Raw genomic sequence first — 23162 nt, forward strand, 5'->3', positions numbered from 1 at the left:
CATCATGCCGGATGGTGGCGTAAATGCCTTACCCGGCCTACGGTTAGTATGCAACGTAGGCCGGATTAGAGGTGTTAGCATCGCCATCCGGTATTTTACCCTTCAACGCTTTCCACACTCTCCACGCTTAAACGCTGAATGATATCCTGACGCAGCTGGTATTTTTGTACCTTGCCTGACGCCGTGCGCGGTAACGTTTCGACAATGACGATGTGTTCCGGATATTTATACTTTGCCACCCGTTTGCGGCTAAAAAAGGCCACCACTGATTCCAGCGACAGCGAATGATGCGGCGGTTTCAGTACCACATAAGCGCACGACCGTTCACCTAGCCGATCGTCTGGCATCGCGACAACGCAGGCATCATGAATGCGCGGATGCTGCAATAAAATATCCTCCACTTCGCGGCTGCTGATGTTTTCCCCACCGCGCACAATAATATCTTTTTTACGCCCGGTAATTTTGATGTATCCCGCTTCGTCCATGCGGCATAAGTCGCCACTGTAATACCAGCCATCTTTATCCAGCGCGCGGGCGGTCAGTTCAGGCTCATCGAGGTAGCCCATAAAAACATTGGGGCCACGCGACGCCTCTTCACCTTCGCACCCTGCAGGCAACGTATTGCGCGCTTCATCGACGACTTTAATTTCCACGCCTGCGGCGGCATATCCATCGGTGTTCATCATGCGTGAAAGTGAATCGTCGAGATTGACCAGCGCATGCGGCGAGCTCTCCGACGAACCATAGATGCTTAACAATTTAATGCCGCGCTGTTGGCAGTCACGGGCAATCTTTTGCGGAATGGTGGTGCCACCGCATAAGAAAAAACGTAGTGATGTGAGATCACAGGGCCGTTTTTCCAGACTACACAACATGTCGTAGACGAAGGGGGTTGCACCGAGCACGCAGGTACAGCGTTGTTGCTCGAGCAGTTCCAGACAGGCGGTTGGGGTGAATATATCCAACAAAACGCTGCGTGCGCCGATTAAAAACGGCGCGGTAACGCCATGCAAAAAACCGGTAGCGTGTCCCAGTGGGGCGGGCATCAAAAACACATCCTGCCAGGTGAGATTGAGACGGGCACAGTAGGCGCGTTCGCTGGCAAGGATATTGTTGTGGGTTAACATTACGCCTTTCGGCATTCCCTCGGTCCCGGAGGTAAACAGCACGGCAGCCAGTTCATCGGCGTGAACGTTAATAACCTGGGTTAATGGCGGAGCCTGAAGCAGTTGGCTGAATGCCAGCGAGGCGGTGGCCGGTGCCAGTTTATCTACGGCGACAATCTGTTGCAGATGCGGCAACTGGTTTTGCAAGGGGAGGATCAGATCGACCGGTCGGGTCTGTTTAAACAACGTCGGTGCGAAAAAAATCTTCGCTTTGCATTTGTTCAGTACCCACACCAGTTCCGCTTCGCGCCAGGCAGGCAGCAGTGGTACGGAAACGGCCCCGGTTTTCAGGCAGGCCAGGTAGATAATGGTGAACTCGCACCAGCCAGGCAACTGAAAGGCAATGCGATCGCCGGGTTGGATCCCGCAGGCTACAAACCAGGTTGCCAGACTGCTGGCAGCATCGTCGAGTGCAGCGTAGGTATATGAAGCGCCATGATTATCAACCACGGCGATTTTATCCGGCATGGCTCTGGCGGTTTGGTGCCAGTAATCGCCAAGCGAAGCATCTCCCCATAAACCCAGTTGTCGCCAGGCCTGGCGACGTTCGGCGTTAAACGTAAGTGTGATACTCATGAAGTTATTCCCAGGATTATTTCGGCATACATCTGACCGGATGGCCAGGCGGGGCCAATCCGGCGTACAACATGCAAAATCCGTTAGCCGTAGCGGAAATCAACGCCAAATGTTCCGAGCGGGTATTCCCATTGTGTGAGGATCGTGTCACCGCACAGCACCCGGCAGGTGCCGCACTCCAGGCAGCCTGCGGAATCAAAATGAATATTTCCACTCTCATCCTGTTTATACAGTCCGGCGGGGCAGGCTTTCAGCAACTTGCGAAATTCATTAAGGTCGGGATGTTCAGCCAGAATGATGTGCGGGTGGCCTTCATCAACATTAAATTTATTGACGCCCAGTTTGACGTCGACGTTAACGTTAGTGTCCTGATTCATAGTGCGGTGGCCCCCTTGATGCCGTCTTTCAGTAAGTTCATCAGCCCAATTTGCCTGGCATGGGACATGATCATCTTGCGAACGGGCTGATTTGGGCTTCCGTCGACGGTAAACATATCGTTCATGATATCGGCCACCATGCGGGGATACTGGGTGAACAGGCGCGGGTTTTCCATCAGCGCCGGGATCTTGCGAAAATGCTGTAAATCACGCATCACACAGCCCTGTTCGAGGGCGCGTTTGTAATCCATCAGGCTACTGGCCGAGTAATCCTGGCGCTCTTTTGCAGCAATGGCTGTTTGGGCGGCGGCTTCTGCGGAAGCTATCGCCAAATCCATGCCGCGCACGGTATAACCCAGATTCAGACAGAAACCAGCGGCATCGCCGACGATCATTACCCCGTCATCAACCAGTTTCGGAACCATTGCCAGACCGCCTTCCGGTACCATATGTGCGGAATACTCCAGCAGTTCACCGCCGGCAATCAGCGGACGAATAGTCGGGTGTCGCTTAAAGTCTTCCAGCATTTGCGGAATGCTTTTCGTGGCATGGGCAATATCCCCCAGACCACACACCAGGCCCAGAGAGATGGAATCCTTGTTGGTATACAGAAATCCGCCTCCCATCAGTCCATCAGACGGTGAGCCTGCGAACAGCCAGGCTGCACCTTCGTTGCCTGACAGATTGAACCGATCCGCAATCACCGCCGACGGTAAGCCGATCAGCTCTTTTACGCCAACGGCATAGTGCTGCGCAGAAGAGGGGGGAACCATCCCCAGCGACCGTCCCAGCATAGAATTAACGCCATCGGCTAGGATGACAATATTGGCTTCAAGGATATCGTCCCCGGCTTGCACTCCGGTGACCTTATTGCCTTCGCGAATTAGCGCGTCGACGCGCACGCCGGGGATGAACTGCACGCCAGCCTGTTCCGCTTTTTCCATTAGCCATGGGTCAAGCCGGTTGCGCAAAACGGTATAAGAGTCCTGCGCTGGCGCGTTGTCTTTTTCACGATGGAAGTCGAGGGTAACGGCGCTCTCTTCGGTCAGGAAGGAGATTTTTTCGCGGGTGACTTTACGTTCGAGAGGCGCTTCCTGCGCGAATCCGGGCATGATGCGCTCAAGGCTATGCGCGTAGAGTCTCCCGCCGGTCATATTTTTACTGCCCGCACTGTTGCCGCGCTCAATGACCAGTACGTCCAGTCCGGCCCGGGCCATAACGTAGCCTGCCATTGTACCCGCTACACCAGCACCGACCACAATGGCATCAAATTTTTCATCTGACATGCTTTATGCTCCTTTCCCGCCGCGAGGGCAGCGGGAGATGTGCGTTAACGGGATTAGCGGCTGAGATGGTCGATAAGGGCCGGAACCACTTTGTAGATGTCGCCCACCAGACCGTAATCGGCGTAATTGAAAATAGGGGCTTTTTTATCTTTGTTGATGGCGACAATGACTTTCGCGCCGTTACCGCCGACCATATGCTGAATTTGTCCTGAGATGCCCAGCGTGAGATACAGGTCTGATTTCAATAACACGCCAGAAACGCCAATGTAGCGTTCGCGTTCCATCCAGTTTTCGCCTTCGGCAATCGGTCGTGAACAACCCACTTCAGCATCCAGCACCGATGCCAGTTGGCGCACCATTTCCAGATCGTTTTGCGCCACCAGGCCGCGACCCACACCCACCACGCGCCTGGCTTTGCTGAGATCCACGCTGCTCACGGATTTGGCGCGACGCTCCAGGCATATCACTTCATGGTGCGGCGCGATGTACGTTGCTGAGACAACCGGGCAGTTGTGTGAGGCGTTTTCCGCGACCGGTTCAAGCTGGCCTGGGGCAAGCGTGATAATCGCCAGCGTACTTTTGATTTTTTCTTTGCCAAATGCCAGACCACCATACATCCGGTGTTCGGCGAACAAAATGCCTGCATCCAGCGTTACCGATGTGGCGTCGTTCACCATCGCTGCGTTGAGCTGAATGCTTAAGCGTGCGCCAAGGGATTTGGCTCGTTTAGTCGCGGACATCAGCAGCAGCCCGGCGTGTTCCTGCATCAGGGCGGCGATGGTCTCAGCGTAATTTTCAACACGCTGTAAACCGGAGGTTGCGTCGAGCACGACTATCTTATCGGCGCCCAGGGCTTGCAACTGATTGGCCTGGTCGCTGCCTTGTACGATAAGGTGTACCTGCTCACCCCACAGGCGAGCGCCGGCCATTAATTCTGCATAGCGTTCTACGTTATCGCTGAACACCCAGACGTTGGCTAATTTACTCATGATGATTTCTCTCCGTTGGGCTTAGTTCAGGGCTTTTTTCAGGTGTTCAGCCAGTTCGGCAATGGCTTCTGCTGAGTCATTTTCCAGAATGATGTGCTGACGTTCGGTTTGCGGCGGCACGGTGAGACTCACCAGCTCCGCTAACGGTGACGCAGGTATCCAACCAATATCGCTGGCTTGCCACGGGGTGACCGGTTTTTTACCCGCGCCCAGAATCGCCTTCATCGAGGGAATACGCGGTGTGTTGATATCCGACGTCACGCACAGTACGGCGGGGAGCGGCAGATCAATTACTTCGACTTCATCTTCAAGTGTGCGCTCAACCACAAGGCGATCGCCGTTACGTTGGATGCTGCTGACGGCATTAATCACCGGGAGCTGTAATAGTTCGCCAACCAGTAAGCCGACCTGCTGCGCGTAGATATCCCCCGATCCTTCACCGAACAGCATCAGGTCGAAATCCATATTTTTGGCTGCACAGGCCACCGCCTGAGCGGTATCCCGGGGTAATGAATGCTCCAGCTGTGGATCCTGCACCATATACAAACTGTCCGGCCCGCGGGACAGCACGTCTTTACGCACTTTGGAGTTTTGTAGTAGCGACCCGCCCACCGTTAAGGCGATGATTTCATCACCCTCCGCGCTAAGCTGCGCTGCGGCCTCTATCGCATTTAAGTCAAACTGGCTGATTTTGGCATCGGCCCGGTCAAAGTTAAGCGAGCGCTGTGGGGTAACAACAATGTCCTGTTCTTCAGGCACCAACTTAAAGCAGGTTATTATTTTCATGGCATCTCCAGTGATTCTCGTGTGGATAATGACGTGGTGCGTCATTATCGACAGTAGGGAAAATTGACTGAAAATAGTGTGCGACAGAGGGAGGGCTGTTTTCGACGGGGAAATCTGTTTTCATTGCCAACAATCTTGCAAAAAAAACGTCCCGGGAATGCCTGGTTTATCAGCAATAATCAGACGGTGCGTCCCAGAGGAAAAAACGGGAACACAAAGACAGTGAAAATAATTGCGAAATGCATCATGTTTTTAATCGCCTTTGCGCTGAATTTGTTTCTTATATGTAAATTATTAATACAGACTTAATAACATTTATTCTTTTTGATTATTATAAAACGCAAATAATCAATGGCAGCAATGTACCAAAGCAAAAGGTGTCATCTTGCAGACGGCGCAAATAATTTTGTTTCGCCGGGAAGGAATAACGTTGTATAACGTCATTATCGTTTTTATTTTCTGATATTAATAATCCCAAAATTGCTGCCTTTAGGTGGAGGTTGTCATGTATCAACGCTGCTTTGATAATGCCGTGGAGACCCTTTTTGAACAGGGGAAAACCCCGAGATTCTCGCGATTCGTCATCAGTGATGACCCTAACTGGGAGTCGGGTCATCACGTTCACGATAATGAAACAGAGCTTATTTATGTCAAAAAAGGGGTCGCAAGATTAATTATCGATTCGTCGCTGTATGTCGCGCATGCCGGTGATATCGTGGTGATAGAGCAAGGGCGACTCCATGCGGTTGCTTCGGATAGTAGCGCGCCTGCAACGACTTACACCTGCGCGCTCTACGGTTTTCGTTTCAACGGCTGGCAGGATAATCAGCTATTGCAGATGCACTCGTGTCCGGTGATCAGCGTTACTCAGGGGAAGGAGGTTATTAAGAGTATCTTTAATGAGTTGGGAGTTATGCTCCCCCAGAGCAAAAATAACCTGACATCTTCAGCCTACGACGCTTTTGCTTATGCTCTAACCGTTTTATTTTACGAAAACTTTAAAAATGCCTATCGTTCTGAGCAAGGTTATATTAAAAAAGATGTCTTAATTAAAGATGTGCTGGTCTATTTAAATAATAACTTCCGCGAAAAAATTACTCTCGATCAGTTATCCAAAAAATTCCGGGCCAGCGTGAGTTATATCTGCCATGAATTTACTAAGGAGTATCGAATTTCGCCGATCAATTATGTGATTCAGCGACGAATGACCGAGGCGAAATTTGCCCTGACGAATACGGAAGCTTCGTTAGCGGAAATCTCCTGGCGGGTAGGGTATGAAAATGTCGATCACTTTGCCAAACTCTTTCAGCGGCATGTGGGTTGTACCCCCAGTGATTATCGCAAGCAGTTTAAAAATAATCTGGTTGAGCAGGAATGCTTGATGCCAGAGGTCTGATTAACCCTTGCTCGTGCCGGAAAACGCTTGTGCGCTATCCGGCACGAATTACCGCTTACTTATTCTGGTAATCTTTCAGGATTTGGCGTCCGGCGACGTAAATCATAATTTCGTCGGTGCCGCCGCCAATGCGCTCGCAGCGAACATCGCGCCAGAATCGGGAAACGCGTGCTTCATCGGTGTAACCCAGCCCGCCCATGATCTGAATGGCGTCATCAATCACTTCCATTGCCGTGCGGGCGCAATACAGTTTTGCCAACGCCGCGCTGGTCCGCAGCGACTGTTCCTGATCGGCCTGCCAGGCCACTTTCAACACCATATTGCGCATGTTTTCAATTTTAATCGCCATCAGCGCCAGTTTTTCCTGGATCATCTGGTTATGGCCAATCGGTTTACCAAATGCGATGCGCTGGTTAGCGTAACGGGCGGCATCTTCGAAGGCGCACTCGGCGAAACCGGTACTACGCGCGGCGTTGATCAACCGTTCCATCTCAAAGTTGTACATGACGTTGAGGAAGCCCATGCCTTCTTCGCCGACCATATCGCTTTCGTCTACTTCAACATCATCAAGATAGACTTCGCAGGTGCTGAGCATGTGCCAGCCGATTTTATGCAGCGGATTAACCTTAATGCCGGGTTTCTTCGAATCCACCCACCACAGCGTAAAGGCTTTCTTCGGATCTTTCGGCTCCGGATCGCGAGCCAGTACCAGCATATAAGGATACTCTTTAGCGCCGGTGATAAAGGTTTTTTGCCCGTTGAGATATACCTTGCCGTTTTTGCGGGTGTAGCTGGTGGTGGCGCTGTTATTGTCTGAACCTGCTCCCGGTTCGGTTAATGCCAGCGCATAAGCCGGATCGCCCGTTTCCATGGTGCTTTCTGCCGTTTTACGTAACTGCTCGGCGGATCCAAAACGACGCATACTGTGAATACACTGACCGTTCGTGATTAAAAAAGCGGGTGCGCCGCATTTGGAAACTTCCATCAGTGCCAGCATCTGCGTGACGTAATCTGCCGGGATACCGCCGAACTCTTCCGGAACGCCCAGCATTGAAATACCGTTGTCCGCAAGGGCGCGCATAAACTCTTTCGGATAGGTAGCCGTCTGATCGCAGGTACGGAAATATTCCTCCGGGAAATTGCTGGTAATCAGTTCGCGAATGCTGGCAAGCAGCAGCTCTTGTTCTTCAGTTAATGAAAAATCCATCAGGGTACTCCTTTTAATTGGCGGCATCGGGCAATATAAAACCCATCGAAGCATCGATAAATAATCTTTCGTCCATCAGTTTCAGTTCCGGAGAAATAACCGGAGGGAAATCCATTTTGTCCAGAATGTCTTCCTGCAAAGAGACTCCTGGCGCAATTTCGACTAAATGAAGACCATCTTCTTTTAACGTAAATACAGCACGCTCGGTGATGTAACGCACATCCAGTCCGCGCTCGAGTGCAATTTTTCCGCTGAAAGTGACTTCAGGTAATTCGTTGACGAATTTTTTCACCCGGCCTTCCTGCACGATATTTAATTTGCCATTGGCAACTTCCGTTTTCAGGCTTCCGGCAGTTAAGGTGCCGCAAAATATTATTTTCTTCGAGGTGGCGCTAATATCGATAAAACCGCCGGTCCCCATAATTTTGCCATTGAATTTATGTACGCCGACGTTGCCGTGGCGATCCACTTCGGCGAAGCTTAAATAGCATACATCCAGCCCACCGCCGTGGTAGAAGTCAAACTGGGAGGTCATATCCAGAATCGCGCGGGTGTTGACGTTGGCGCCAAAAGCGATGCCCTGGGAGGTAATTCCGCCAATCGGGCCGGTCTCGACCGTCAGAATAAAGTCGTCAGCGCAGCCTTCTTCGCGAGCAACGAGACCAATACCATCGGCGATACCCACGCCAACGTTGCCGACCGCGCCTTTACGCATTTCGAACAGGGCGCGTCGGGCCACCAGTTTACGCTGATTGAGCGGCAGGGCAGTCTGCTGGCTGTCATCAAGGACAAAATCGCCCGAGATAAAGCGGTTAACCGGCGCACCGCCGTACAATTGAGTTTGATCGGGATCGATGACCACAATATCGACCAGATAGCCCGGAATACGCACGGCTTTTGGGTGCAGTGTGGCTTTCTTCACCATTTTTTGCACCTGCATCATGACGATGCCGCCGTTGTTGTGAACGGCCTGAGCGATCACCAGCGCGTCGAGATACATAACTTCATCTTCAAACGTGGCGTAACCTTCGCTGTCGCAGGTGGTGGCGCGAATAAAGGCGATGTTTGGCGCAATGGCTTTGTAGTAGAGGTACTCTTTGTTATCAATTTCCACCAGCTTGATCAGATCTTCGGTGGTCACTTCATTCAGCTTTCCGCCCTGTTGGCGGGGATCGACAAATGTTCCGATACCGATCTCACTCAGAATACCCGGCTGGTGGGCTGCCGAGGCACGCAGGGTCTGGGTTAATACGCCCTGAGGATAGTTATAGGCGGCAATTTTATTCTGTTCAGCGAGGTCGGAAATTCGTGGTGATTGTCCCCAGTGGCCGCATAATGCCCATTTGACTAAACCTTCTTGTGCTAACGGGCTAATTCCACGGTCAGCACGGTCACCTAATCCCGTTGGGCTAATCAATGATAAGTTTCGGGGGGAGTGTGCGTTTTTATATTTTTCAGCCAGCGCGTTAATTAATGTTGTTGCTTCGAGAATACCGCCGCCTGCGCCTAATACACAGAGCGTTGCCTCATCAGGAATATAATTAATGGCATCCGCTGGGGATAATACGGGGACCCGACCATCAATGCGTTTTGGTCTTGATAATTTCATGTGAACTCCAGATTATATGCGTGCGACTACCTGTCGCTATATTCGACAATAATAATGTGAGTTATTTAATAATGTCCGGCCATCTGCCCGATATTCGTGATTAAGCGAATATCTGGGGCAGGGCATTACTGATATTAATATGGATAAACGGTACTATTACGCCTGATGCAATATGGTCAAAACAGTACGTAGGTCGGTGACCGAAATTTGCCCAGGGGCAGAGGCTTTTTTCACCGCGCCAAAGGTTGCAGCTGAACCGAAAACCTCACCGGACAGACGTGAAATCACCCCTGTTTTAGCCATCGACATAGTAATGATCGGGCGATCGGCATAGCGTTCTGCATTTCCAGAGTTGCGCCAAGCAGGGTCAATACATCCGTTTTGTTTTGCGGCATCAGGGCGATTTTCGGGATATCAGCGCCAAGCTCCTGCATTTTACGCAGGCGCAGGACAATCTCTTGTGCCGCTGGCGTCTTATGGAAATCATGATTCGACATAATGACGGCGATATTTTTTGCATGTGCATATTCGACGGTGGCTTTAATCAATTCGTCACCGGTGAAAAGCTCCAGGTCAATCATATCGACCAGACCGCTATCTACCGCCGCACGGTTTAGCGCAATATAGTTTTCGACAGCCAGCGCCTGTTCACCACCTTCTTTGGCACTACGGAAGGTGAACAGCAGCGGTTTGTCAGCCATCACCTCGCGGATGACGCGTGCAGCTTCCAGTACGGCATCAACGGAGGACACCTCGGTGAAATGGTCAACGCGCCATTCCAGAATGTCGAAATCCGCCTCGCGATAGGCCAGCGCTTCGCTTTTTACCGTTGCGATGTCTTTACCCATCAGTGAGACAATGATCTTCGGCGCACCCTCGCCAATGACGAGGTTTTTTACGGTTACGGTTTTCATCGATTACCCTTTAAATATTTTACAAATGCTTGCCCATCAGGCTGCAAAACCCATAACCTGTTTCACATACTCAAGAGGGAAATCTTTCCCGGTCCAGAGTTTAAACTGTTCAGCCCCTTGCCATAACAACATGCCGTAACCATCAATCGTTTTGCAACCGGCAAGTTGTGCCTGTTGCAATAATTTGGTCATATGCGGGTTGTAGACGCATTCAGTCACCAGCAGATCCGGGCGTAGCAGGGAAACGTCGGTCACCAGAGATTCGTTCTCCAGCGGCTTCATTCCCACTTTCGTACCGTTGGTCAGAATATCCGCGCTGACCAGTGCGTCCGCAAAAGCCTGTCGATCGTCGAGATCGATAACGGTGACCACGCAATCGGTATTTTCATTAACACGTTTGGCGAATTCCTGCGCTTTGGCAAAGAACTCATCTTGACGGTTAAAGAGTTTGATTTCTTTGATGCCTTCAATCGCCGCCTGGGCGCCAATGGCCGTTGACGCGCCGCCTGCGCCCAACAGTACCATGGTTTTACCCCTGATATCGAAACCGCTTTCCTTGATGGCACGAATATGACCCGTACCATCAGTATTGTAGCCGCGCAGGTAACCATCATCATTGACGATAGTATTAATCGCGCCGACCAGTTTGGCTGCAGGCGTTAATTCATCAACATATTCACATGCCAGTTGCTTGTTGGGCATTGAGACTCCGGTACCGCGCATTTTTAAGGCCTTCAGCCCGGCAATCGCATTAGCAAACGTGGAGTTATCGACTTCAAATGCCATGTAGGTAAAAGGTAATCCCGCTTTTTCTAATGCCTTATTTTGCATTTCAGGCGACAGGCTGTGTCTGATCGGGTAGGCCATCAGACCAATCAGTTCATATTTTGCAGTTACGTCCATTTGATACTCCTTCTAAGCAATTTATTGAAAATAACGTTCGCCCAACCGCACATCATTTTTGGGAATATCAAATACGCGGTAGTAACGAATAAAGACGATGATGGCGGTGATGAAGGCCAGCAAAGCAAATGCGAGGTCCAGCAAAATGATGTACTGCAGGCCTATGTTAGAAAGGTATCCGGTGATTAATGGGATAATAAAGTTGGCTACGCCCCCCATCATCATATAAATACTGGTGACCTTGGCTTTGCTCCTGGGGAAAAACTCTGACATCACCGAAACGCCGAGCTGTAAAATACCGCCTGCGGCAGAAAACCCGATAAGAAATGAACCGGCGTTACACACCAATGGGGATGGATATAAATAGATAACCGCTGCGGTGAGGGTTGCCAGCCCGGCGTTAAATACATTCGCCCAAATGGGTCGAACCATTTTCTTGAGCAGTGCAGCAAAAATAAACACGCAGACCAGCGAACCCATACTGTAGTAAGAGATGGTTTTCAGCGCGTCGGCTTCTGCCATGCCGGCAAATGCCATCGCGTATTTCGGCATCCAGACCACGATGACGTAAAAGGTCGAGAATGCGGCCACCCCAAACATAACGGAGGCTACGCCTTCCAGCCAGACCAGCGGTTTACTGTTCATCTGTGGTAGCTCTTTTGCAATGCCCGCATCCACCATCTGGCTGGGGAAACGGCTTTTGAGCAGCATCAACGTTATGATGACGAACAGTATCCCTGGGATAATGACCGCATAGCCATACCAGATATGGTTGAGCAGCATGGTGCTGACGACGATGGGGTAGATCATCTGCCCGAATGAGACCATCGCTTTAACCAGGATAACCGCTGACCCAGATGCCTTAGGGAAGCATTCCATCAAAGCCGGATAACCACCTGTATCCAGGGCCGAGTTAGCGACGCCGACACAAACAGCGAGAATAAAGGCAATCATCAGATTCGGGCTGGCGGGAATGCCGAAGAAAAACAGCATGTACAGAATAGCACCTAACAGAATGATAGCCCGTCTACCAAATTTATCTGAGAGCACGCCAAAGAATAAAATACTCACCAGGCGGCCAAGACCAATTCCGGAAATTAAATAGGCTATCCCAGCATTGTCAGTGGAGAATTTTTCTGCGAGAGAGCTCATATTTTGCGCCAGTGTAATGACGCTAATGCCGTGTAAAAAATAACTTAAATAAATACAGGTTATCGCCAAAAGAAATGGCGTATTAAAGGTCTTATTTTGAGACATGTTCACAACTCCTTGCGGATTTTAAAATTGTTCTGTGCTCGTCGATATTGTTTAAATTGCGGCGACCTTGTGATTAATATACCGGGGTGCTGATATTGTGCCTACATAGCATGGCGTTTAAGTTACCAGGTATGTTGCATGCTCAACTGTGAAACTTAATTCTTTCAACCAACATTTTGCTGAAGTTTTAAAACCGCGACCAATTATTTTGCAGCGGGGGAGAACAATATTGCATCCGCGTTATTTTACGACCGTCGCCATGTTTAGTTGCTGCTTTGTCGCGATACGGCTGCGATAGCCAATAAACAATGCTAACAGGAAGCCTACCGCGGCTATGCCGGTATCAAACCACATGATGTGTGCAATGCTGGTCTGCGAGAGTCTTGCCGTTATCAGTGGGATGGTGAAGGTCGCAATGCTGCCCGCGCTGTAGTAAATCCCGGTAGCTTTGCCCTTCGCATCGGGAAAGCGTGCGGCCATCAGCGTTAAGCCGATTTGTACAACGCCTCCGGCTGAAGAGAAACCGATGACAAATGCGAAGACGATCACCATGTAGATCGACGGATGCAGGCAAACCATCAGCAAGGCGATAAATGAGATAAAGGTGTACAGCATTAACAGAGAGGTTGCGCGCCCCGTCTTTCGTGCCAGTGGCGCGGTGATCAACACACACAGTAGAGAACCGCAGGTATATATGCTTAACAGCTTGATCGATAAGGTGTAGGACATCCCGGCGACAAACTGTCCGTACTGTGCCAACCACTGGCTTATCAGATAAAATGTCGCCATGGCGATGTAGCCGTACAGAGTGTAACTGGCGAGATCGAGAAGAGAACAACGATGTTCAGATTGTATGCTTTTCTGTTCAACGGGTAATGCCTTGAGGTGGGCTTGATGCCCAGGATGGGCCGGGAATCGACAGCGAAACAAAAATATGCCATTGATTAGCATTACCGCGGCCGCCACAAGGAAGGACCAGCCAAACCAAAGTTCTGCCCACACCAGCAGACTGATAATCATCGGCAGCAGAAACTGACCGATGGAAACAAACGCTTTAATTAAGATATTAGCCGTGCCGGGAGAGCGGGGAAACGCCTCCATCAGGCTGGGGTAAGTTCCGGCGTCAAGAAAACTGTTTGCCATTCCGGCTAAAAATCCAAAAGCATAGGCAATATAAATGCTATGAGTATTGATGATGCCTACAAAGAACAGCAGGTAGCAGACCATACCGAAAATAATAAACGGTCTGCGGCCATAGCGATCGGAAAGCATGCCCGCCACCAATAACACGCTTAAACGGCCAATGCCGAGTGAGGAAATAACAATTGAGACCCCTGCGGCATCGGTGTGCCACTGTTGTTCCAGTGAAGACATATTGAGGCTCATCAGAATGACCCCCATGCCGTGTACCAGGTAATTAAAGTACAGCCCTATCGCAGTGGAGAAATAGGTGTTTTTCATAATATGTTACTCAGCGAAGAGGCTAAATGAGTGTGGCGCTGCGGTCTCTTAACACAAACGCTCAAGGTCGTGGGCATACAGTTCAACAGCGGCCGATTGATAGATTTTCCAGTCGAGAAAATCATCGTGCTGATAAACTGCCTGAAAAGAGATCAGATCGGGAAAGAAACGCATGGTGTTATTACCGATACGGTTATTTATTTTTTCGATAATGGCGTTAATTCTTAACTTTCGTCTGGCTTTCATTTCTGCACAAATGCGCGTGATGTCTTCCGGGATTTCCCTTTCGCCATTCTCCCATTGTTGCCAGGCGGCAACATTGTGATCCCGCGAGATATACATAGCGCTTTCTTCTACCGTCATAGCAAAAATATGGCGGATAGCCTGGAGTTCCAATGCGTTCATTATTTGATCACCTCATAAAAGACGGTGGAATAGTAATAACATTGCTGTGGATATTTCGGCTTGAAGAGAGTCACAGTATCTTGTGCAATATTATTTGTTTATCAACGGGGAAGAGCGGAGCTGTGGTGCGGTAAGGTTGGTGGCGAGGCGCGCGAAGGACAAAAAAAAGCCCATCGTGGGAGATGGGCAAAGACTACACACAGCAATTCGTTGTTTCACTCAGGGGATTTCCATGCTTATAAATCAATGTGTTGATCTAAAGCCATGGGCTAATAGTAGGCATACTGATTTTTTACGTCGATCAGATTCATCTCAATAGTTTAAAAACTGTAAATAATTTGCGAAGCAAATGAGTATTTAAAGAAGGATAACGTTGGGTCTTATTCAGTAAGCGGGCGGAATTGATTAGCAATGTTAAACAATCAGGCGGCGGTGCCGCCTGACGTGGGATTACTTATTGCGTTCGATTTCAGCAATTTCTTCGAGGATTTCGTCGGGATCGCTACCTGGCGCAGGGGCTTCGTTTACCCAGGCGGAGAACAGACGCCAGGACACGGCCAGTACCACCGGGCCGATAAACAGACCAATCATGCCGAAGGCAATCAGTCCGCCGATGACCCCTGAGAGAATCAGGATCAGCGGCAAATCGGCCCCCATGCGAATCAGCATCGGGCGAATAACGTTATCCAGCGTTCCGACCACGCCGCTCCACACCAGCAGCACCGTGCCCCAGGTTGAATCGCCCGTCCAGTACAGCCAGATAATGGCCGGGACCAGCACCGGCAATGGCCCCAGTTGCACCAGACAAGACAGGATCATCAATACCGCCAGCAACGTGGCGTACGGCACGCCGGTTACCGCCAGACCAATACCACCGAGCACTGCCTGCACCAGCGCGGTGACCACAACCCCTAATGCGACGGCGCGAATGGCTTGTGCTGCCAGCAGAATGGCGGCATCGCCACGTTTGGATGCCAGGCGACAAGCGAAGTGGCGAATACCTAACGCCACCTGTTCACCGCGCCAGTACAGCAGGGCGCTGAACAGCAGCATCAGACCACAGTGCATCATAAAGCGGCCAAGATGTGCAGCCTGGCCAACAAACCAGGTCGTCGTCGTGCCGATATAAGGACGAACCTTGGCCATGATGGCCGCGCCGCCCATATCCAGCAGACTGTGCCACGCGGCATACAATTTTGCGCCGACCAACGGAATACTGTTCAGCCACGCCAGATCCGGCAGGGTCATATCGCCTGCGGTTACGGCATGGATCAATGGCCCGCTGCCATCAACAATGCTATTGACCAGTAGCGCGATAGGAATGATGAACAACAGCACCAGCAGCAGGGTCATCACCAGCACGGCCAGCGAGCGACGGCCCCAGAGCAATTTTTGTAAGCGTAGCAGGATCGGCCAGGTCGCAATGACCACCGTCCCCGCCCATGCAAAACCGAGGATAAAGGGCTGAACAATCCAAAGACAGGCCACAATCATGACGGCTAAAAACAGCGCCGATAGCAGCACTTGTGCAATATCCTTGGGCTGGCGGAAATTTACCATAAATACTTTTCACCTTTGTCTTTGCGCCAGAACGTTGACGCGACGTGAACACTTAAATGACACCCTGTAATGATGAGCAATTTCAGCGGTTTTTAACAGGCGGATTCTGCCTGTAAATCTGCTGAGCGTATTAGAAAAAAATGTGATACAACAAACAAAGCAACACGCAAACGATTAAATTCACAACACAGACCGCAGGAAAGGGTCACTATAATGATTCCACAAATTTCTCAGGCGCCAGGTGTCGTTCAACTGGTGCTCAATTTTTTGCAGGCACTGGAGCAGCAAGGATTTACGGGCGATACGGCAACGAGCTATGCCGATCGTCTGACAATGTCGACGGATAACAGTATTTATCAGCTGCTTCCTGATGCTGTCGTATTCCCTCGTTCAACCGCAGATGTGGCGCTCATCGCTCGTCTGGCGGCGGAACCTCTTTTCTCTTCGTTGATTTTTACCCCACGCGGCGGCGGCACCGGGACCAACGGTCAGGCGCTGAATCAGGGCATTATTGTTGATATGTCCCGCTATATGAGCCGCATCATTGAAATCAATGCGCAGGAAGGTTGGGTGCGGGTCGAAGCCGGGGTGATAAAAGACCAGCTCAACCAGTTTCTCAAGCCTTACGGCTATTTCTTTGCCCCCGAGTTATCCACCAGTAACCGGGCAACGCTGGGTGGGATGATCAATACCGACGCATCCGGACAAGGCTCGTTGGTTTACGGTAAAACCTCCGATCACGTGCTGGGTATCCGCGCGGTGCTGATGGGCGGCGATATTCTTGATACCCAGCCAATGCCGGTCGAACTTGCCCAAACGCTGGGTAATAGCAACACCACTATTGGCCGCATCTACAAGACGGTTTATGAGCGTTGCCGCGACAACCGACAGCTGATCATTGATAAATTCCCGAAACTTAATCGCTTCCTGACCGGTTACGATCTGCGGCACGTCTTTAACGATGAGATGACCGAATTTGATTTAACCCGCATTCTTACTGGCTCTGAAGGTACGCTGGCGTTTATCACCGAAGCCCGTCTCGATATCACGCCGCTACCCAAAGTCAGACAACTGGTTAACGTTAAGTACGACTCTTTCGACTCGGCCTTGCGTAATGCCCCGGTGATGGTGGAAGCGCGCGCGCTGTCGGTAGAAACCGTCGACTCCAAAGTGCTTAACCTGGCACGGGAAGATATTGTCTGGCACTCGGTAAGTGAATTGATTACCGATGTGGCGGATAAAGAGATGCTGGGTCTGAATATTGTGGAGTTTGCCGGTGACGATGAAGCATTGATTGATTCGCAAGTCAGCGCACTGTGCGAACGGCTGGATGGCTTAATCGCGCGTCAGGAAGCGGGCGTTATAGGCTGGCAGCTATGTACTGAGCTGGCGGGCGTCGAGCGCATTTACGCGATGCGTAAAAAAGCCGTCGGTCTGCTGGGGAATGCGAAAGGGGCCGCGAAGCCGATTCCGTTTGCTGAAGATACCTGCGTTCCACCGGAACATCTGGCTGACTATATTGCCGAGTTCCGTGCGCTGCTCGATAGCCACGGCCTGAGTTACGGCATGTTTGGTCACGTGGATGCAGGCGTGCTGCACGTCAGACCGGCGCTGGATATGTGCGACCCGCAGCAGGAAGTGCTGATGAAACGCATTTCTGACGATGTTGTCGCGCTGACGGCAAAATATGGCGGTCTGCTGTGGGGTGAGCACGGGAAAGGTTTTCGTGCAGAATATAGCCCGGCGTTCTTCGGTGAGGAACTGTATCGCGAACTGCGTAAAGTGAAATCGGTGTTTGATCCGCAAAACCGGCTCAATCCTGGCAAAATCTGTCCACCGGAAGATGTTGATGCGCCGATGATGAAAGTGGACGCGGTGAAGCGCGGAACGTATGACCGTCAGATCCCGCTGGCCGTACGCCAGGAGTGGCGTGGGGCGATGGAGTGTAACGGCAACGGGTTATGCTTTAACTTTGATGCGAAAAGCCCGATGTGTCCGTCGATGAAAATCAGCCTCAACCGCATCCATTCACCGAAAGGGCGAGCTACGCTGGTGCGTGAATGGCTGCGTCTGTTGGCAGATCGCGGGATTGACCCGCTACAGCTGGAAAAAGAGCTACCGGAAAAACGTGCCAGTTTACGTACGCTGATTGCCCGTACCCGCAACAGCTGGCATGCGCGCAAAGGCGAATACGATTTCTCGCACGAAGTGAAAGAGGCAATGTCGGGTTGTCTGGCGTGTAAAGCCTGCTCCACACAGTGTCCGATTAAAATCGATGTGCCGGAGTTCCGCTCACGCTTCCTGCAGTTGTACCACACGCGTTATCTGCGGCCGTTGCGCGATCACATGGTGGCGACCGTTGAGAGCTATGCGCCGTTAATGGCGCGGGCGCCCAACACGTTTAACTTCTTCATCAACCAGCCGCTGGTGCGTAATCTGGCTAAAAAGCACATCGGCATGGTCGACTTACCGCTGCTGTCTGCGCCGTCGCTTCAACGTCAGTTGGTTGGCCATCGTTCCGCCAATATGACGCTGGAACAGCTCGAATTACTCAGCCTTGAGCAAAAAGCCCGTACGGTGCTGGTAGTGCAGGATCCGTTCACCAGCTATTACGATGCACAGGTGGTGGCTGATTTTATACGTCTGGTTGAAAAGCTGGGTTTGCAGCCTGTACTGCTGCCGTTCTCGCCAAACGGCAAGGCCCAGCATATTAAGGGCTTTTTAAACCGTTTTGCTAAAACCGCAAAGAAAACATCTGAGTTTCTCAATCGGGTGACGAAGCTGAATATTCCGATGGTGGGTGTCGATCCGGCGCTGGTGCTTTGCTATCGCGATGAATACAAACTGGCGCTCGGGGAACAGCGGGGCGATTTCCATGTGTTACTCGCCAACGAATGGTTATCGACAGTTGTGGAGTCACAGCAGCCAGTCGCTGTGGGCGGTGAACCGTGGTACTTCTTTGGACACTGTACCGAAGTGACGGCCCTGCCGGGCGCGCCTGCTCAGTGGGCGGCTATTTTTGCCCGCTTTGGCGCAAAGCTGGAGAACATCAGCGTAGGGTGCTGTGGTATGGCGGGCACCTATGGCCACGAAGTGAAGAATCATCAGAACTCACTGGGGATCTATGAGCTATCATGGCACCAGGCAATGCAACGATTGCCGCGTAACCGTTGTCTGGCTACCGGATACTCCTGTCGCAGTCAGGTTAAACGCGTTGAAGGCACGGGCGTTCGCCATCCATTACAGGCACTGCTGGAGATTATAGGATGATCTGGAAACGTGAAGTCACACTCGAAGCGCTCAACGCCATGGGTGAAGGAAATATGGTTGGGCTGCTCGATATTCGTTTTGTGCACATTGGCGATGACACGCTGGAAGCCACAATGCCGGTAGACCACCGTACTAAACAACCTTTTGGTTTGCTGCACGGCGGCGCGTCCGTAGTGCTGGCTGAGAGCATTGGTTCGGTGGCTGGCTACCTGTGTACTCAGGGTGAGCAGAAAGTGGTGGGCCTGGAGGTCAACGCCAACCATATTCGCTCGGCGCGGGAAGGGCGAGTCAGAGGGGTATGTCGCGCGGTGCATACCGGCTCCCGTCATCAGGTATGGCAAATCGAAATCTTCGATGAGCAGGGACGATTGTGCTGTACGTCGCGTCTGACGACAGCAATTTTGTGATGCATATTGCTTTTGGTCATTATCTGCACAGGGAATGGTGTTATACTGTGCAGGTTTTGAACACAAGCGAGGATGATATGTCTACCCAATTAGACCCGGCCCAACTGGCAATAGAGTTTTTACGTCGTGATAAAACCGATCTTTCACCAGCTCAGTACCTGAAAAGACTGAAACAGTTAGAGCTGGAGTTCGCGGATTTATTGACGCTTTCTTCGACTGAACTAAAAGAAGAGATCTATTTTGCCTGGCGCATGGGCGTTCATTGATTCCGGTATGCTTATCGTAATGAAACCCCGACACGCGTTCGGGGTTATTTTTTGCGTTAAATCTCAATCACCACTTCATCTCACCAGTATTAACCTTCGCACTTAGCTCCAGAGAACTTGCGTCTGCAAGACCTGGCCATGCCGCGGTGATGGTTTTAATCACATAATCCGAACCTTTCTTCGCCCCTAACGCCTGCTCAAACGATTGCAGATAGTCCTGTGTGAAGCGAATCGCTTTATCGCCCGCAGGGCGTTCGCCGATGTAATGCCCCGGGACCACCTGGGTGGGTTGTAACTTCTGCATTTCGCTCAGTACGCTACGCCACGCGCTACGCTGTTCTGCAGATTGCGTATCCGCCGTCCAGACGTGTATACCAGACGCCACGCCGGTACCGCCAATAATGGCACGGTTCGCCGGGATCCAGACATAGGCTGCATAATCATTAGGGTGGCGCAGCTCCAGCGTTTCACCATCAACCGTGAAATGCGTTTGCGTTGTCGCCTGCGGAACGGTGAGCGATGTTGGCGCACCATCCTTCATTTGCGGACCCCAGAATTGCAGTTTGGCCTCTTTGGTGGCACGGATATGGTCTACTACGTGCGGTGTTGCCAGGACTTTTACCTGTGGGAAGGCTTTGACGATAGGCTGCAGTCCGAAATAGAAATCCGGATCGCCGGAGGTGATCACGATGGCCTTTAGCGTTTTACCGCTGGCGCGAATCATCTGCACCAGCTGTTCACCATCTTTAGTACTGAACTGTGCGTCAAACAATATTGCTTCTTTCGGTCCTGAAACCAGCGTTGAAGAGACCGGGAAAATAGCCTTGTCCTGTGGATTGTAGACGTCCAGCTGTAGCGTCGCGGCAAAGGCTGAAGAGGCGAACAGAGGTAACAGCAGGGCCAGCGTTTTAACTTTCATGTCAGGTATCCTTGTGCAGGAAATTGTCTTTTGATAGTTCCTGTATTTTAAGGAAATTCGGATCTGTTAGAATTCCCTTATTAGGACATGCTGAGTTTCATAAAACGATCGGATGGGATGCAATGGACAGAGTGATGGCGGCAACGGTATTCAACCATATCTGTGATTTGGGCAGTCTGAGCGCCGCCGCGCGTGCGCTAGGGCTTTCCCGTCCGATGGTCAGTCGTTACCTCGACGAGATGGAGAAATGGGCGGGTGCAAGGCTTATCCATCGCTCGTCGCGCCGTCTGACGATCACGCCAGCGGGTGAAGAGGCATTAGTGAAAACGCGTTCTCTGGCGCAGCTTTCGCTGGATATTGGTGCCGCCAGCGCCGCGCAAACTCCCTCTGGCACGCTACGTGTGGCCTGTGCGCATTTTACAGCTATGCATATTTTAGCGCCGGTACTGCCCGCGTTTCTGACGAAGTATCCACAACTGCGTATCGAGGTGGAGATCAATAATCAACCGGTAAGCCTCGTTGGAGAACGCATTGATGTGGCGATCCGTATAACGGAAAACCCTGAACCTGGAACTATCGCCCGTCGCCTTGGCGACTGTAAATCGGTACTGTGCGCGTCTGTAGAGTACCTGCATCAACATGGCACTCCTGAGACTATCGACGACCTTACGCGGCATAATTGTCTGTACTACAGCGGGTTTGCCGGAAAATCCTGGCACTTTCTGGATGCCCAGGGGCGGGCTGCCGCTGTTGCGATTAAAGGCAATTTGAGCGCCGGGATCTCTTCGTTGCTCTGTGAGTCGGCGTTGGCGGGAACGGGCATTGCGCTGGTGCCGGAACTGGAGGCGCGAGAAGGGCTGGCACAGGGAAAGCTGGTTAGACTCTTGCCCGAGCTTCAACCAAAAAGCCTGCCAATTTATGGTTTATATCTTTCGCGGGAGCATCAGCCTGCAGGACTGCGCCTGTTGCTGGACGCGCTCAGTGAAAAACAGCGCCTAATAATTGATTGAATACGCTTATAAAATAGTCAAATCGCAATTTGTGTTAAACAAAACATATCCGGAAGTGAGATTATTCTTATCGCCCCTTCAAGAGCTAAGCCATCGTGAGTGCCGGAGATAAGCGCCGGATGGGGCCGGAACCCTTAAGCCTGCCAGCAAGCAGCCTTAAGGGTTTTTTGTTGTCTTCACGTAGTGCCCGAACGGGATTGTACCTACTTGCCGTGAGTCTGCAGACCGATGTTGTCAAAAAATAGCCGTGGTGACATTTAAGTTTAAAGAATCATAACCGCTTTATATAGCACAGAGAATACAGAACAGACGCTTTGGTAAATCATTACTGTGTGCGCTGTTCTGGTCACCGTGAAACGTTAACCGGGTTTAAATAATGGTAGAGAATCTTGTTTTCAATTATAAAAATCAGACACCGATTCACTATCGATTCAAACCGGCCTCCAGAGATTGTCGGCATTTGTTGATTGTCATGTCTGGATTTAATATCCCGGATGCTACCATCTATGACTTTGTCATGCTTGACCATTGCCATTCTGCAATTCTATGGATTAAAGATGATTTTGGCGGTCTGCCAGCTTATTACTTGTGTAATAAAATGAATTTCGATATTGAGCAGGGGGTTAGTCTACTCATGCAGGGGGTGATTGATTTTGTAAAACCCTCTAACACGACTATTCTTGGTGCTTCCAAAGGCGGGTCGATGTCGATGTATTACGGCATTAAGCACAACATTCGGAACATCATTACAGCAGTCCCCCAGTTTTACATCGGTAGCTATGTTGCAAAAGGATATTGGGCGCACGTCGGACAAGAGATGATGGGCACCATCTCGCCAGCGAATATTAATAAGCTGGATAATATGCTGCAGGATGTTATCTACAGAGATAAACATAAAACTGCGAATATCTATCTTTTCACCTCACCAAATGATAAACAGTTTCCTGTTGAGATTGCGCCAAATTTAGCACTGTTGCAGGAATATAATCATTTCAATCTTGTGGAAACCAGTTCATCCTTTGCAACCGAACATAATCAAATAACACGATATAACTTAAATGTTATTTTATCCATCATCTATCAGCTTGAAAATAATATAACCCCTGCCTACGGGCGAGTGAAAAATGGCAATGGGTGGTTAGCCAGCCGTTAACTTTTGTCCGTTCACCGCTCTGCGAATCTCATCTCTGATAACTCCCTGGTTAGGTATAGCCTGACAGAGGAAGTTACCCCTTCTATCACAGAAATAGTCATTTTCTATACATCTTTTGATTATCGACCTGTCTCGCCGATTGAAATTACTTAATCCATTATTAATCAATGCATTGAACAAAAAAATCCATCCCTGTTAACCCACGCAGCAGGGTCTATGCTTAGTAAAAGGGGTCAAAAAGGGCG

At 50.7% G+C, this 23162-nt stretch carries 19 protein-coding genes, 1 other RNA gene and 1 pseudogene; 6 read left to right on the forward strand and 15 right to left on the reverse strand.

Going from position 1 to position 23162, the window contains the following annotated elements; translation table 11 throughout:
- Window positions 1-95: 95 nt before the first annotated feature.
- The 5 genes from fadK to B9P82_RS20300 all read right to left on the reverse strand — a co-directional run bounded on the left by fadK (window position 96) and on the right by B9P82_RS20300 (window position 5180).
- Window positions 96-1742, reverse strand: coding sequence for a medium-chain fatty-acid--CoA ligase (gene fadK, locus B9P82_RS20280; RefSeq protein ID WP_101700826.1), 1647 nt, complete (start codon window positions 1740-1742; stop codon window positions 96-98).
- 83 nt (window positions 1743-1825) lie between these two features.
- The gene (locus B9P82_RS20285; protein WP_016152887.1) at window positions 1826-2119 is read right to left on the reverse strand and encodes a ferredoxin family protein; all 294 of its coding nucleotides are present in this window, start codon (window positions 2117-2119) and stop codon (window positions 1826-1828) included.
- Window positions 2116-3405 (reverse strand): FAD-dependent oxidoreductase, encoded by a 1290-nt coding sequence (locus B9P82_RS20290; protein WP_101700827.1) that lies wholly within the window; start codon window positions 3403-3405, stop codon window positions 2116-2118. The genes B9P82_RS20285 and B9P82_RS20290 overlap by 4 nt, the downstream gene beginning before the upstream one ends.
- Before the next feature lie 53 nt (window positions 3406-3458).
- Window positions 3459-4394 carry an electron transfer flavoprotein subunit alpha gene (locus B9P82_RS20295; protein ID WP_101700828.1) on the reverse strand — a complete coding sequence of 312 codons (936 nt, stop codon included), beginning with the start codon at window positions 4392-4394 and terminating at the stop codon, window positions 3459-3461.
- A 21-nt stretch (window positions 4395-4415) separates the two neighbouring features.
- Window positions 4416-5180 (reverse strand): electron transfer flavoprotein, encoded by a 765-nt coding sequence (locus B9P82_RS20300; protein WP_101700829.1) that lies wholly within the window; start codon window positions 5178-5180, stop codon window positions 4416-4418.
- Between the two features lie 505 nt (window positions 5181-5685).
- Between B9P82_RS20300 and B9P82_RS20305 the strand changes: the two genes are divergently transcribed.
- Entirely contained in the window at window positions 5686-6576 is an 891-nt protein-coding gene (locus tag B9P82_RS20305) for an AraC family transcriptional regulator (RefSeq protein ID WP_016152891.1), read from the forward strand.
- Window positions 6577-6631: 55 nt separating this feature from the next.
- Here B9P82_RS20305 and B9P82_RS20310 read toward each other — a convergent pair whose 3' ends face one another.
- The 9 genes and pseudogenes from B9P82_RS20310 to ydiK form a co-directional block, all read right to left on the reverse strand.
- Window positions 6632-7783, reverse strand: coding sequence for an acyl-CoA dehydrogenase (locus B9P82_RS20310; RefSeq protein ID WP_003836610.1), 1152 nt, complete (start codon window positions 7781-7783; stop codon window positions 6632-6634).
- A gap of 13 nt (window positions 7784-7796) precedes the next feature.
- The gene (locus B9P82_RS20315) at window positions 7797-9392 is read right to left on the reverse strand and encodes an acyl CoA:acetate/3-ketoacid CoA transferase (protein WP_101700830.1); all 1596 of its coding nucleotides are present in this window, start codon (window positions 9390-9392) and stop codon (window positions 7797-7799) included.
- A gap of 156 nt (window positions 9393-9548) precedes the next feature.
- Window positions 9549-10306, reverse strand: a pseudogene (aroD, locus tag B9P82_RS20320) (type I 3-dehydroquinate dehydratase).
- A 36-nt stretch (window positions 10307-10342) separates the two neighbouring features.
- Window positions 10343-11209: a quinate/shikimate dehydrogenase gene (gene ydiB / locus B9P82_RS20325; RefSeq protein WP_101700831.1), complete on the reverse strand. Its 867-nt coding sequence runs from the start codon at window positions 11207-11209 to the stop codon at window positions 10343-10345.
- 21 nt (window positions 11210-11230) lie between these two features.
- Window positions 11231-12466 (reverse strand): MFS transporter, encoded by a 1236-nt coding sequence (locus B9P82_RS20330; RefSeq protein ID WP_101700832.1) that lies wholly within the window; start codon window positions 12464-12466, stop codon window positions 11231-11233.
- 240 nt (window positions 12467-12706) lie between these two features.
- Window positions 12707-13927, reverse strand: a complete 1221-nt coding sequence (locus B9P82_RS20335) for an MFS transporter (protein WP_101700833.1) — start codon at window positions 13925-13927, stop codon at window positions 12707-12709.
- Window positions 13928-13975: 48 nt separating this feature from the next.
- Entirely contained in the window at window positions 13976-14332 is a 357-nt protein-coding gene (locus B9P82_RS20340; protein ID WP_016156361.1) for a YdiL family protein, read from the reverse strand.
- Window positions 14333-14490: 158 nt separating this feature from the next.
- An RNA gene (gene rprA, locus B9P82_RS20345) (antisense sRNA RprA) lies at window positions 14491-14598 on the reverse strand.
- A gap of 184 nt (window positions 14599-14782) precedes the next feature.
- Window positions 14783-15892 carry an AI-2E family transporter YdiK gene (gene ydiK / locus B9P82_RS20350; RefSeq protein ID WP_016156362.1) on the reverse strand — a complete coding sequence of 370 codons (1110 nt, stop codon included), beginning with the start codon at window positions 15890-15892 and terminating at the stop codon, window positions 14783-14785.
- Between the two features lie 213 nt (window positions 15893-16105).
- Between ydiK and B9P82_RS20355 the strand changes: the two genes are divergently transcribed.
- The 3 genes from B9P82_RS20355 to B9P82_RS20365 all read left to right on the forward strand — a co-directional run bounded on the left by B9P82_RS20355 (window position 16106) and on the right by B9P82_RS20365 (window position 19835).
- A complete protein-coding gene (locus B9P82_RS20355) occupies window positions 16106-19162 on the forward strand; it encodes a D-2-hydroxyglutarate dehydrogenase YdiJ (RefSeq protein WP_101700834.1) in 3057 nt (1018 codons plus the stop codon).
- Window positions 19159-19569: a 1,4-dihydroxy-2-naphthoyl-CoA hydrolase gene (gene menI / locus B9P82_RS20360; RefSeq protein ID WP_016152900.1), complete on the forward strand. Its 411-nt coding sequence runs from the start codon at window positions 19159-19161 to the stop codon at window positions 19567-19569. Before B9P82_RS20355 ends, menI begins: the two co-directional genes overlap by 4 nt.
- A 77-nt stretch (window positions 19570-19646) precedes the next feature.
- Window positions 19647-19835, forward strand: a complete 189-nt coding sequence (locus B9P82_RS20365; RefSeq protein WP_029139522.1) for a YdiH family protein — start codon at window positions 19647-19649, stop codon at window positions 19833-19835.
- 67 nt (window positions 19836-19902) lie between these two features.
- Here the strand turns inward: B9P82_RS20365 and B9P82_RS20370 are convergent, their stop codons facing one another.
- The gene (locus B9P82_RS20370; RefSeq protein ID WP_101700835.1) at window positions 19903-20754 is read right to left on the reverse strand and encodes a Vmh family MBL fold metallo-hydrolase; all 852 of its coding nucleotides are present in this window, start codon (window positions 20752-20754) and stop codon (window positions 19903-19905) included.
- 122 nt (window positions 20755-20876) lie between these two features.
- Here B9P82_RS20370 and B9P82_RS20375 point away from each other — a divergent pair, with 122 nt between their 5' ends.
- Window positions 20877-21764 carry a LysR family transcriptional regulator gene (locus B9P82_RS20375; protein WP_029139523.1) on the forward strand — a complete coding sequence of 296 codons (888 nt, stop codon included), beginning with the start codon at window positions 20877-20879 and terminating at the stop codon, window positions 21762-21764.
- A gap of 376 nt (window positions 21765-22140) precedes the next feature.
- Window positions 22141-22917, forward strand: a complete 777-nt coding sequence (locus B9P82_RS20380) for a hypothetical protein (RefSeq protein ID WP_101700836.1) — start codon at window positions 22141-22143, stop codon at window positions 22915-22917.
- Window positions 22918-23162: the final 245 nt, after the last annotated feature.

This window comes from Citrobacter sp. L55, assembly GCF_002850715.1.
In the GTDB taxonomy this organism is placed as follows: Bacteria; Pseudomonadota; Gammaproteobacteria; order Enterobacterales; family Enterobacteriaceae; genus Citrobacter; species Citrobacter braakii.

Excerpts from the sequence above, each read along its gene's own strand:
- B9P82_RS20305 (WP_016152891.1), top strand. The coding sequence starts at position 5,686 with ATGTATCAACGCTGCTTTGATAATGCCGTGGAGACCCTTTTTGAACAG.
- B9P82_RS20315 (WP_101700830.1), bottom strand. The coding sequence starts at position 9,392 with ATGAAATTATCAAGACCAAAACGCATTGATGGTCGGGTCCCCGTATTA.
- B9P82_RS20330 (WP_101700832.1), bottom strand. The coding sequence starts at position 12,466 with ATGTCTCAAAATAAGACCTTTAATACGCCATTTCTTTTGGCGATAACC.
- B9P82_RS20335 (WP_101700833.1), bottom strand. The coding sequence starts at position 13,927 with ATGAAAAACACCTATTTCTCCACTGCGATAGGGCTGTACTTTAATTAC.
- menI (WP_016152900.1), top strand. The coding sequence starts at position 19,159 with ATGATCTGGAAACGTGAAGTCACACTCGAAGCGCTCAACGCCATGGGT.
- B9P82_RS20285 (WP_016152887.1), bottom strand. The coding sequence starts at position 2,119 with ATGAATCAGGACACTAACGTTAACGTCGACGTCAAACTGGGCGTCAAT.
- B9P82_RS20295 (WP_101700828.1), bottom strand. The coding sequence starts at position 4,394 with ATGAGTAAATTAGCCAACGTCTGGGTGTTCAGCGATAACGTAGAACGC.
- B9P82_RS20370 (WP_101700835.1), bottom strand. The coding sequence starts at position 20,754 with ATGAAAGTTAAAACGCTGGCCCTGCTGTTACCTCTGTTCGCCTCTTCA.
- B9P82_RS20365 (WP_029139522.1), top strand. The coding sequence starts at position 19,647 with ATGTCTACCCAATTAGACCCGGCCCAACTGGCAATAGAGTTTTTACGT.
- B9P82_RS20310 (WP_003836610.1), bottom strand. The coding sequence starts at position 7,783 with ATGGATTTTTCATTAACTGAAGAACAAGAGCTGCTGCTTGCCAGCATT.
- ydiB (WP_101700831.1), bottom strand. The coding sequence starts at position 11,209 with ATGGACGTAACTGCAAAATATGAACTGATTGGTCTGATGGCCTACCCG.
- B9P82_RS20380 (WP_101700836.1), top strand. The coding sequence starts at position 22,141 with ATGGTAGAGAATCTTGTTTTCAATTATAAAAATCAGACACCGATTCAC.
- B9P82_RS20300 (WP_101700829.1), bottom strand. The coding sequence starts at position 5,180 with ATGAAAATAATAACCTGCTTTAAGTTGGTGCCTGAAGAACAGGACATT.
- B9P82_RS20340 (WP_016156361.1), bottom strand. The coding sequence starts at position 14,332 with ATGAACGCATTGGAACTCCAGGCTATCCGCCATATTTTTGCTATGACG.
- ydiK (WP_016156362.1), bottom strand. The coding sequence starts at position 15,892 with ATGGTAAATTTCCGCCAGCCCAAGGATATTGCACAAGTGCTGCTATCG.
- B9P82_RS20290 (WP_101700827.1), bottom strand. The coding sequence starts at position 3,405 with ATGTCAGATGAAAAATTTGATGCCATTGTGGTCGGTGCTGGTGTAGCG.
- B9P82_RS20375 (WP_029139523.1), top strand. The coding sequence starts at position 20,877 with ATGGACAGAGTGATGGCGGCAACGGTATTCAACCATATCTGTGATTTG.
- B9P82_RS20355 (WP_101700834.1), top strand. The coding sequence starts at position 16,106 with ATGATTCCACAAATTTCTCAGGCGCCAGGTGTCGTTCAACTGGTGCTC.
- fadK (WP_101700826.1), bottom strand. The coding sequence starts at position 1,742 with ATGAGTATCACACTTACGTTTAACGCCGAACGTCGCCAGGCCTGGCGA.